This window comes from Wolbachia endosymbiont (group B) of Melanostoma mellinum (assembly GCF_947251465.1).
GTDB lineage: Bacteria > Pseudomonadota > Alphaproteobacteria > Rickettsiales > Anaplasmataceae > Wolbachia.
Map to the genome: position 1 here is coordinate 473,753 of NZ_OX366366.1, position 11,687 is coordinate 485,439.

Annotated in this window: 9 protein-coding genes and 1 pseudogene; all 10 read left to right on the forward strand. The window is 35.4% G+C overall.

Annotated elements, in window-relative coordinates; all coding sequences use genetic code 11:
- Nucleotides 1-1,359 precede the first annotated feature (1,359 nt).
- Nucleotides 1,360-1,797 carry a crossover junction endodeoxyribonuclease RuvC gene (locus tag OPR42_RS02010; RefSeq protein WP_265041658.1) on the forward strand — a complete coding sequence of 146 codons (438 nt, stop codon included), beginning with the start codon at nucleotides 1,360-1,362 and terminating at the stop codon, nucleotides 1,795-1,797.
- A 114-nt stretch (nucleotides 1,798-1,911) separates the two neighbouring features.
- Nucleotides 1,912-3,132, forward strand: a complete 1,221-nt coding sequence (locus OPR42_RS02015) for a DNA modification methylase (protein ID WP_265041659.1) — start codon at nucleotides 1,912-1,914, stop codon at nucleotides 3,130-3,132.
- A gap of 15 nt (nucleotides 3,133-3,147) precedes the next feature.
- Nucleotides 3,148-3,624, forward strand: a complete 477-nt coding sequence (locus OPR42_RS02020) for a hypothetical protein (RefSeq protein WP_265041660.1) — start codon at nucleotides 3,148-3,150, stop codon at nucleotides 3,622-3,624.
- Between the two features lie 7 nt (nucleotides 3,625-3,631).
- The gene (locus OPR42_RS02025; RefSeq protein WP_265041661.1) at nucleotides 3,632-5,125 is read left to right on the forward strand and encodes an ankyrin repeat domain-containing protein; all 1,494 of its coding nucleotides are present in this window, start codon (nucleotides 3,632-3,634) and stop codon (nucleotides 5,123-5,125) included.
- A complete protein-coding gene (locus OPR42_RS02030) occupies nucleotides 5,122-6,963 on the forward strand; it encodes a phage terminase large subunit family protein (RefSeq protein WP_265041663.1) in 1,842 nt (613 codons plus the stop codon). The genes OPR42_RS02025 and OPR42_RS02030 overlap by 4 nt, the downstream gene beginning before the upstream one ends.
- Before the next feature lie 244 nt (nucleotides 6,964-7,207).
- On the forward strand, nucleotides 7,208-8,551 hold the full coding sequence (locus OPR42_RS02035) for an IS110 family RNA-guided transposase (protein ID WP_262986668.1): 1,344 nt from the start codon (nucleotides 7,208-7,210) through the stop codon (nucleotides 8,549-8,551).
- Nucleotides 8,552-8,564: 13 nt separating this feature from the next.
- A complete protein-coding gene (locus OPR42_RS02040; protein ID WP_187297528.1) occupies nucleotides 8,565-8,789 on the forward strand; it encodes a gpW family head-tail joining protein in 225 nt (74 codons plus the stop codon).
- Nucleotides 8,789-10,207, forward strand: a complete 1,419-nt coding sequence (locus OPR42_RS02045) for a phage portal protein (RefSeq protein WP_265041665.1) — start codon at nucleotides 8,789-8,791, stop codon at nucleotides 10,205-10,207. Before OPR42_RS02040 ends, OPR42_RS02045 begins: the two co-directional genes overlap by 1 nt.
- On the forward strand, nucleotides 10,207-11,247 hold the full coding sequence (locus OPR42_RS02050; protein WP_265041668.1) for a S49 family peptidase: 1,041 nt from the start codon (nucleotides 10,207-10,209) through the stop codon (nucleotides 11,245-11,247). The genes OPR42_RS02045 and OPR42_RS02050 overlap by 1 nt, the downstream gene beginning before the upstream one ends.
- Nucleotides 11,248-11,324: 77 nt before the next feature.
- Nucleotides 11,325-11,672 (forward strand): annotated as a pseudogene (locus tag OPR42_RS02055) (head decoration protein); the annotation flags it as partial.
- Nucleotides 11,673-11,687 lie beyond the last annotated feature (15 nt).

Consider the following 11,687-nt stretch of genomic DNA (forward strand, 5'->3'; position numbering starts at 1 on the left):
TAAGTTTGAAATTCAAAAAAACTTCTTAATTGCTTTAAAAGCTAGGATTATAGCGGATTTTTGAGTGTATCACAGTTTCAGGTAAAACCTTATATATAATATATATAATATATAATAATAGAACATATAGGATATGTACCTTTCATAATACCTACCTAAATATTATTAACGTGCTTAAATGTTTACTTTTTTAACTTTCAAATAACAAGTTAAGCAAAAAAACATGAACTGTAATAAGTTTTAACCTGGTGCTCAACTGAAATGGTTTTCAAAAAGGCTAATATACCGTCCATTTTAATTTTTAACCGAAATATAAAAGTCGTTTTAACCGCGTTTTTAAAGCTACTCATGACTTAGATGAAGGAGAATATTACCCTTTAGTCAAAGAACGCTTGTAACATAGCTTAGAATTGAAATAAATGGTATTACTAAGTATCTCCTACCACAATAAATCTCTTCTTAGCAAAAATACACGTTTAATTCTATCATATCTTTTATTTATTGCAAAGATTTTTTTCACGTGGTAGGAGTGCTGTTGGTGTTCATAGAAATTAAGAGCTACTTAAAAAGATAGAAAAAAAGGGAGGGGACAAAAAAGCACTACCCTTTAAATGAGTTTAAATGCTATTTATAGAGTTGTTTGTAGTTAAAGCAATAGGAAGCTACCTGTCCTTGTAAAGATATTCTAGCAGGTTTCTTCTCCTTCCTTTCTCAATTCTTTTGCTTATCTCTATTTAAAGTTAAAATATAAAGAACTCTTATTATTATAACAACTATTTTAATGAATTTAATTAGCTAATTTTGACAATTTTGAAATTTATTTAAACTTTTTTGAAAAATTTCCGGAAAAAGTAGTAAGAAATCCGGTATATATATAATAGAAGGGCATTGTTTGAACGAGGTAGATGCGCTTTAAGTACAAAGAAAATGTCAATCCTACCACTAACAAACATTTAGTAGAAAGGAAATTTGGTAAGCTTGAGAATTTATATTTTTTTAGATGAGATAAAAACTTCGTTTTAAAGCTAGATGTGATTCTATGGGTATACATACACAGCACTTCACCAAAGAACGCATATAACACCCTTTAAAACTTAATTAAATGGCATTGTCAATAACCTTACTACTATAGAACAAACCTGTATATAAGTCTAATACGATTTTTGTACTTTGCAAATAAAAAAAAATTGAACAGTTTTCGTAATTTTGGTGAATATATATAATAAGAAAACAACTTTCTGCAGTAGCACATAATTCTCGTTGTTGGCCTACAAAAACCTATGAATTTCTAGTGTATTTTGCAGAAACCAGACGATATTTTGGAGTAAGTGCTACTTGTAATTTTTTAAATAATAGCAAATGTCAATCCTAACACTAGATCTCGGCAAACAAACAGGATGGTCTATTCTTCACAACGGAGTAATTGAAAGTGGAAGCAAAAGTTTTCATGGTAGCCGTTTTAGCGGAGGTGGCATGTGCTTCTTGAATTTTCGTAATTGGCTCAATTCTTTGAAAGACATTTCTGCAGTGTATTTTGAGGAAGTAAGAAGACATTTAGGAACTGATGCAGCCCATTGCTATGGCGGTTTTCTTGCAGTGTTGTCTGCTTGGTGTGAAGAACATCATGTGCCATACAAAGGTGTTAATGTTAAAACTATAAAACGCTTTGTAACAGGCAAAGGCAATGCAAGTAAGAGTGAAGTTATTGAAGCGATACGTGAAAAAGGTTTTTCACCTAGAGATGATAATCAAGCAGATGCTTTAGCTTTGATGTTCTATGTTATGGAAAGATATTAATAAGCTCATAAAAAGTGGGTCCTTTCGGCCATATTGGAGGGTTTGGTGGGTCAGACCCCAGGCCTTCTTTAGCGTCAGAGATATTTTGAATATTAACTTTTTAATTATTAAGATATGAATTTAGCAATCCACTACTATCCTACTCGAAACCTAGTTGAATATGAGCGTAATCCTCGTAAAAATGATGACGTAGTAAATAGAATGTGTGCTTCAATCAGGGAATTTGGCTTTCGTATACCAATAGTTGCAAAAAGCGATGGTACTGTGGTTGATGGTCATTTAAGACTTAAAGCAGCAAGAAAACTTGGTATAGAAAGTATTCCTGTGGTTTTAAGTGATAATTTAAATGAACCACAAACCAAAGCTTTTCGATTACTGGCAAATCAATCAGCTAATTGGGCAAAGTGGGACGATGATCTTTTGAAGGTGGAAATTCAAGAATTAGAAGATTTGCAGTTTGACCTTAAAATGACAGGATTTGAATTAGAAAAAGTTCAACATTTCCTTGATGATTTAGATAGTGAAAAAGAAGATTTTTCTGACTTGGTTGGTGATGAAAAAAGGGTAGAAATAACAAAACCAGGTGATCTATGGATTTTAGGTGATCATCGAATCTATTGTGGTGATAGCTCTGTAGTGGAATCATATAAAGCGCTGTTAGATGATAAAATGGCAGACATTACTGTTTGTGATCCTCCATATAACGTTGATTATGGTAGCAGTCAAGAAAGAGAGGATAAAAAGATACTAAACGATAATCAAGGTGAAAAGTATGAGCTTTTTCTCTATGATATTTGTACTCATATTTTAGCATATACTAAAGGTGCAATTTACATCTGTGCATCATCATCAGAGTTTTCAACGTTGCAAAAAGCATTTGAGGAAGCGGGAGGAAAATGGTCAACTTTTATCATTTGGGCGAAGAATCACTTTACGCTAGGAAGATCAGATTATCAAAGACAATACGAAGCAATGCTTTATGGATGGAAAAGCGGCAATAAACGTGAGTGGCATGGCGGTAGAAATCAAAGTGATCTGTGGTTTTATGATAAGCCAATACATAACTCACTGCACCCAACAATGAAGCCAGTAGAGCTAATGGAAAAAGCAATAGTAAACAGCAGCAGATCAGGAGACATAGTACTTGATCCATTTAGTGGTTCTGGCAGCACACTAATTGCATGTGAGAGAACAGGAAGAATTTGCAGAACAATAGAGCTAGATTCAAAATTTGTAGATGTAACCATAAAACGTTGGCAAATATACACAGGTAGGGAGGCAATTCTTTCTGGTACTGGCAAAACTTTTGCAGAAATTCAAGAAGAAAATTCGTAAAAAGGAGCAAAAAGAGTGGAAAAGATAACGCAAACAGAATGGGCAAGAGAGATAGGAGTATCAAAGCAATATGTCTGTTATTTAGTAAAAAAAGGAATAGTTGAGTTGGAGGATGGACTCATTGACCGAGAACAAGCAAACAGGGCTATAGAAACAATCAGAGATCCAAGTCAACCACTGAGAAGAAAAAACTATTCAGAAAGCGGAGAAAAACTTTCCACGATGTTGCTTAAAACGCGAATAAAAAATGAAACGGAGCGTGGTAAACTTTTGGAAGCTAAAGTGAAAGCTGAAGTAGGCAAATTTGTGTCAATTGAAGAGGTAAAAACTGAAGCATTTAATGTAGCAAGAGTTGTACGTAATAATCTGCTTAATATTCCAAATAGAGTTTCAGCACTACTTGCATCACTGAGTGACACTGAAAAGATTCATATGGCGCTAACTGAAGAGATTACAAACTCACTTGAAGAATTATCTAACACTAAATTTTAAATATAAAATGTCTGCTCACTTAAGTTTAGAATTAATAAAGTGTCTCATTAATCAACCTGGATTAGATGTTAATGTTAGAGGATTAAATGGAAAGACACCACTACATTGCGCTATAGAATTTGACGAATTAAGCATGGTGGATCTGCTGCTTACGAAAAAGAATATTAATCCTTTTGTGGAAGATAATGATGGTAAAACATCTCTTGATTACGCCAAAGAAGGGAAAAAAGCAGAAATATTAAAAGCGCTAATTAATAATAAATACGGATCAGAACAAGATAGCTTACTTCATTTAGCTGCAATGGTGGGTGAGGTAAATGCTGTAAGGTACCTAATAAATAGAGGCATTGATATTAATTCGCGCAATGCAATATTTCATACACCATTACATTTGGCAGCTGGTATTGGACATGTAGAAGTTGTAAAGATTTTAGTAAGAGAAGGAAATGCTGAAATCGAGGTTTTTGATGCACGAAATCAGACACCGATGCACTATGCAGTTAACAACAAAAAATTAGAGATAGTAAAGTTATTACTGGAGCTAGGAGCAGATGTAAATAGCGCACGTGTAGGACAAAACTCGATGAAATTATCACCTATTCATATAGCTGTAAGTAATACTAATTACGATGAAAGGGATTTGTGTTTGGATATCCTCAAATGCTTAATAAAGGAGCCTAATGCTCAAGTGAATCTACAAGACTACGAAAATAAAACACCTCTACATTACGCTGAAAGACTTAAAACAATAGAGGTCTTACTAACGCGAGAAGATATAGACCCTCTGGTAAAAGACGATAGGGGCAAGACACCATTTGATTACGCTAAACCTGAGATAAAGAAGGCTTTGATGAGTAATAAGTACGGTTCTGAAAAGAATAGTCTACTCCATTTAGCTGTACAAACGGGAGAAATTGAGCTTGTAGATGCAATTTTAAAGGAAGAAATCGATATTGATATTGTAAATAATAAAGGTTTATCACCGATTTACCTTGCTGCGGAAAAAGAGCATTTACATGTAGTAAAGTTATTGCTGAAAAAAGGAGCAAATTATAAACCTGTTTTGCATTTAGCAATCAAGTCAAATAATTTAGAATTACTTAAAGTTTTATTTAATGAAAAAAATGGAGCGTTACTCTGCAGAGATACCGTTGTTAATTTTCCAACCCTTCATAATAAATATATAGCACAGAGAGAAATAGCAGATAAAAGGATGAAAAAACATAATAATATTATCTGCATCTGTATTACAGTTAGCGCAGTAGCAATGGCAGCATATATAGGTTTAACAGCAGCAACAATAAGCAGTGCAATCATTTTTGCAACAATAACAGGGGTATTTGCGCTTGTTATAGCAATAATGGTAAGTGAGATGAGCAAAAGATATATAGAAAACGAATTTCAGAAAAAGATGTTTATGGAATTGGAGGAGTGTGGAGGAATAAACTCTACTGTTAACAATATTGAGATAGAACCAATTATGAGTAGATGCAGACAATGATATACGCCACATCTTTTTCTGAAGGTTTAAAACCAGATCCAGAGCTTAAAGTATCAGAGTGGGCGAATGAGTATCGAGTTTTAGCAGCAACTGCAGCATCAGAGCCAGGAAAATGGAGAACGGAAAGAACTCCTTATTTAAAAGAAATCATGGATTCACTATCTCCTTCTTCACAGGCTGAAAAAGTAGTATTCATGAAGGGAGCGCAGATTGGGGGAACAGAAGCTGGTAACAATTGGATAGGCTATATCATCGATCAAACACCAGGTCCAATGCTGGTAGTACAGCCAACAGTTGAAATGGGAAAACGTTGGTCAAAAGGAAGATTTGCGCCGTTAATAGAGAGTACACCATGTTTAAAAAGTAAAGTAAAAGACCCAAGGTCAAGAGATTCAGGAAATACTGTACAAAGTAAGGAATTTCCAGGTGGAATAGTAGTAATAACCGGAGCAAACAGTAGTGTGGGTCTCAGGTCTATGCCAGTAAAATACCTCTTTCTTGATGAAATAGATGCTTATCCAGGAGATTCAGGAGGTGAAGGAGATCCAGTTTTACTCAGCATAGCCCGTACTAATACATTTGCACGGCGAAAGATTTTTTTAGTATCAACACCAACGATTCATGGAATAAGCAGAATTGAGAAAGAATTTGAAGCAACAGATAAGCAGTACTTTTTTGTTCCCTGTCCGTATTGTAATTATTACCAAATATTAAAATGGTCACAAATAAAATGGGAAGATAAAAATCCAAATACAGCACACTATATATGTATAGAATGTGGTGAAAAGATAGAAAATCATCAAAAGACAGAGATGCTAGACCGTGGAGAATGGAGACCTACTAATAGAGTAAAAGGTGAGAAAAAAGGATTTCATCTTTCAAGTCTTTATAGTCCAGTTGGCTGGTATAGTTGGCAACAAGCAGTAGAGGACTTTCTCCATGCAAAAGAAAGTGAACAATTACTAAAAGTTTGGATAAATACCACTTTAGGAGAAACTTGGGTAGATAAAGGAGAAGTACCAGACTGGAAGCAATTATTTAACAGAAGAGAATTTTTTCCCATAGGCACAGTACCAAAAGGAGAAGTGGTACTTACTGCAGGTGTTGATGTCCAAAAAGACCGCTTAGAAGTAGAAGTTGTAGCCTGGGGAAAAAGCCGTGAAAGTTGGTCAATAGACTACCGAGTATTTGAAGGAGATACTGGGGGTGGAGAAGTATGGGGAAAACTCTCTGAGCTCTTAAATCATCATTTTATTGGTGAAAATGGGCTTGAGTACATGATAAGCATGATGGCAGTTGATGCAGGATATGCAACACAAGAAGTATACAACTGGGTAAGAGGTCATCAAGGATCTGGAAGAGTAATGGCAGTGAAAGGTGTAAATAAAGCCCTAGTACCACTTAGCAGCCCAAGTAGAGTAGATATAACAGTTGGTGGTCAAAAGCTAAAAAGAGGAATAAAGCTATGGCCAGTAGGAGTATCGATATTAAAGTCAGAGCTTTTTCAATTACTTAATATTTTGAAAGAAGAAGAGAAAGTGCCAGCAGGATATTGTCATTTTCCGGAGTATGCACCTGAATATTTTAAGCAGCTAACGGCAGAGCAATTAGTCAGCAAAGTAGTAAAAGGATACACCAAACAAGAGTGGCAAAAGGTAAGAGAAAGAAATGAAGTATTAGATTGCCGAATTTACGCAAGAGCAGCATCAATAGCACTGGGAGTAGACAGATGGCCAGAGAGTAAATGGAATAGTTTAAGTGAAAAACCAGAAAGTAAAAAATCAAAGAAAATAGTGAAAAGTAAGTGGATCAGCACCGGAACAGACAAAATCTGTTAAACCAGAAAGAAACGTCCTAATGCACATTGCAGTAATTTTTGGATATAATTTTATGAAGAAGTGCTTCTGCAGTTATAATCGAGTTCGCAATGGTGCAATAAATGCCCGTGGATCAGTATGATTTTGGAAGGGACGGTCAAACCATTGATGGAGCTTCTTAGCTACCTCGTTTAGAAGATTGTGTAATATAACCTCCCCAAGCTAAAGCACTTCTTCATTATAAGGTATATATAAGGGATTTTATATGGCAAAAGCAAAAAGTAAATTAGAAGTAGTGAATCCTAATGCAGCAGGGATTGATATTGGTTCATCTGTACATTATGCATGCGTACCAGAAGGGAGAGATAAACAACGCGTTCAAAAATTTGGGTGCTTTACAGTAGATCTTCATAACCTAGCAAAGTGGTTGAAAAAGTGTGAAGTTAGAACGATAGCCATGGAATCAACAGGAGTATATTGGATTCCTTTGTTTCAAATACTTGAATCATATGGATTCGAAGTTAAACTGGTAAATGCACGACATGTAAAAAATGTACCTGGAAGAAAATCAGACGTTCAAGATTGCCAGTGGTTACAGCAATTACATAGCTATGGGTTACTTCAAGGATCATTTAGGCCTGATAACCAAATTTGTGTACTACGTGGTTATAATAGACAACATGACAACCTGATAAAAAGTGCAGCTGTACACACTCAACGTATGCAAAAAGCATTAATTCAAATGAACATTCAATTACACAAGGTTATTAGTGATATTACAGGTGTAACTGGTATGCGAATCATTAAAGCAATAATTGCGGGTGAAAGAAACTCTAATAGATTGGCTGAATTGAGTGATAGACGAATAAAAAATGACAGATCAACCATAGCAAAAGCACTAACAGGTGACTATAGAGAAGAGCATTTGTTTACATTAAAGCAAGAATACGAAGCATATACTTTTTTTCAAGAGCAAATAAAAGAATGTGATAAAAGTATGGAAAACTATTATAAAACACTTGAAACAAGATCAAATGAAAATAAGCAATGCAGTAAAGTAAAGAGGTCTGCAGGAAACAAACCAAACTTTGCTGCACACGAAGAATTGTATCGAATAACTGGCATGGATTTCACCAAAGTTCCAGGGCTTAATACATCAAATATACAGACCATCCTCTCAGAAGTTGGTCTTAATGCTAATAAATGGCCATCAGAAAAACATTTTACTTCTTGGTTGGGATTATGTCCATTTAATAGGATTACAGGAGAAAGAGTGATTAGAAGTGGAACTCGTAAAGTAATTAACCGTGCTGCAAATGCTTTTCGACTTGCTGGTTATTCTATGTTGCACAGTAAAAGTGCATTAGGTGCGTACTGTAGAAGATTGAAAAATCGATTGGGAGCACCAAAAGCAATAACTGCTACAGCAAGAAAATTAGCATGTATTTTTTATCAAATGCTGAAATGTGGACAAGAATATGTAGAAAAAGGAATGGATTATTATGAAAAGTTATATAAGGAAAGAGTAGTAAAGAATCTGGGTAAAAAAGCCAATGAATTTGGTTATATCCTGATAAAAAAAGATGAGCTGATAGGGGAAGTTTCTTAGAAGCAAGTAGTAAATGTATAACGAAGAGTATTTAGTTCAAATTGAAGAAGCGATAAAGAAGCTGCAAAACGGAGAGCGAGTGGTATCAATTGCATATGGTGACCATGTGGTGAGATATGCAGAAGTAGATATAAATGATTTACTAAGCTTAAGACAACGTATTAAGGCTGAACTAAAGATTGTTGGAATGAAGCCGAAGAGGAAAATTATTTTTGCTACTAACAAGGGAGTTTTGTAATGTTACTAAAATCATTCAAACAACTATTTAGCAAGCCAAAAATCAAAAGCTCAGCCTGGGATGCAGCAGGATCAGGAAGAAGGGTAATGTATTGGCAAGGAGAAACGGGAAGCATAAATAATTTACTCTCTCAAAGCCTTGAGCACTTGCGTAGCCGCTCTCGTGATATGGTAAGAAAAAATCCATATGCAGCCAATATCATTGATACAATAGTAAGTAACTCTATTGGAACAGGAATAAAACCGCAATCAAAAGCAAGAGATGGAGAATTTCGAAAGAAGGTGCAAGAATTATGGCTAAAATGGACAGATGAAGCAGATAGCTGTGGAATAAGTGATTTTTATGGATTACAAGCTCTAGTATGCAGAAGTATGATAGAGGGAGGAGAATGTTTTGTACGTTTAAGAACGAGAAAGCTGGAAGATAGATTTTCTGTACCACTACAACTGCAAGTACTTGAGTCTGAACATTTAGACAATAAAACAAATCAAACTTTAGCAAATGGTAATGTAATAAGAAACGGGATTGAGTTTAACAAGCTTGGGCAAAGAGAAGCATATTACTTATTTAGAGAACATCCAGGCGAAGGCTCATTTGGAGAATCAGTAAGAGTACCAGCAAATGATGTTTTACATATTTATAGACCACTAAGACCTGGGCAAATCAGAGGTGAGCCTTGGCTTTCGAGTATACTGCTAAAGCTTTATGAGCTTGATCAATATGATGATGCAGAGCTGGTGAGAAAGAAAACTGCAGCGATGTTTGCAGGGTTTATTACAAGGCTCGATCCTGAAGCAAATATCATGGGAGAAGGTGAAGCAAGTGAGCAAGGAGTAGCACTATCTGGCCTAGAACCTGGAACAATGCAACTTTTAGATCCAGGAGAAGATATAAAATTTTCAGAGCCGTCTGATGTTGGAGGAAGTTATGAAGCATTTATGAGACAGCAACTGAGGGCAATAGCAATAGGCACAGGGATAACATATGAGCAGCTAACAGGAGATTTAACAGGCGTTAATTATTCATCCATTCGAGCGGGATTAATAGAGTTTCGTCGTCGATGCGCTATGCTGCAACACAACATTATAGTATTTCAATTTTGCAGACCAGTATGGAGTAGATGGCTAGAGTTAGCAGTACTTTGTGGAGAACTCTGTATAGATGAAAAAGTAGTAAAAGCAGCGAAAGAAGAAGTAAAATGGATACCACAGGGATTTGATTGGGTGGATCCACTAAAAGATCAGCAAGCACAGCAAATGGCAGTAAGAAATGGATTTAAGAGTCGATCAGAAGTAGTATCAGAAATGGGTTACGATGTAGAAGAAATTGACCAAGAAATAGCAGAAGATCAAAAGCGTGCTAATTCTTTTGGACTTTGTTTCGATTGTGACATTAACCATAAAAGGGAAGGAAGGTGATGTGGATAAATAAGCCAATAATGGTAGAGAGAAGAAGCTTTGAACTACTATCATTATATAACAGCAAACAACCTATCTTTAAGAATTTAAAGCATTTTCATATAAACCCAAAAGGAATAGCAATAATACGTATTTATGGAGTTTTGACTAAAAAAACAGAAGCTTTTGATCATATTTTAGACATGACTTCGTATGAAAATATTCATGAAGAGATAGAGAGTGCTTTAGAAGATAAAAGCATAGAGACGATTCTACTTGACATAGACAGTCCAGGAGGGGAAGTAAACGGTGTCTTTGACCTAGCTGATTTTATTTATGAATCAAGAGCAAAAAAGAGAATTATTGCAATAGCAAATGATGATGCATATTCTGCTGCGTACGCTATAGCCTCTAGCGCTGAAAAGGTATTTGTGAGTAGAACTTCAGGAGTAGGAAGTATTGGAGTAATAGCAAGTCACATAGATCAAAGTAGGTTTGATGAAAAGCAAGGTATTAAGTACACCACAATCTTTGCTGGTAGTCGAAAGAATGATTTAAACCCACATGAGCCAATGACGTCTGAAAGTCTGGAAAGCTTACAAAAAGAAGTAGACCGACTATATGAAATGTTTTTGCAGCTAATAGCACGGAATAGAAATCTTTCTATAGAAGCAATCAAATCAACGGAAGCAGGGCTATATTTTGGGGAGAAAGCAGTAGAAATAGGTGTTGCAGATGGAGTTACAACATTTTTTGAATTTATCAATAATCATAAAAGTAGGAGTGTTAGTATGACAACTAATGAGTTAACTGAGGAAGGCTACGAGAACTGTCGTAGAGAAATTTTAGAGATAATAAGATTATGTAATATATCAAAGATGCCAGAAAAGATAGGAGAATTTATAGAGCAAAGCGTAAGTGTTGAGCAAGCCAGGGAAGTGTTAATGGAACTACTAGCAGAGCGAACAATAAAAGATAAAATTTTCAGCACTTTACCACAAAATTCATCAGAAGATTTGATGATACAAGTAGCTAAAGCTAGAGCACAATCAAGTATTTAAAGTATTTTTATAACCGCCGGGTACAACAACTACAAACATGGCAGTAAACTAAAGGGAAAAAAAGGAGAAAAGAAAATATGACATGTATAACTGAACAAAATAATCTAGGTGACTTATTAAAGTATGAGGTATCAAGTCTATATTCAAGAGACCAAATAACTGTAGCGAAAGGTCAAAATATTAAACTTGGTACAGTAGTTGCCAAGAAGACAGATGATGGTTTTATTAGAGTGCTGAACCCCACTGGAACAGACGGTACGCAAACAGCAGTAGGAGTAATTACAACCGATATACATAGCAAAGATTCTGATATGAAAGGAGTAATTATCACTCGCAGTGCAATGCTAGCAGATCATGCAGTTGTGTGGCCAGCAAATATCACTGAAGAACAGAAAGCTGAAGCAATAAAGCAACTTGAAGCACGAGATCCGCAAGGGAGC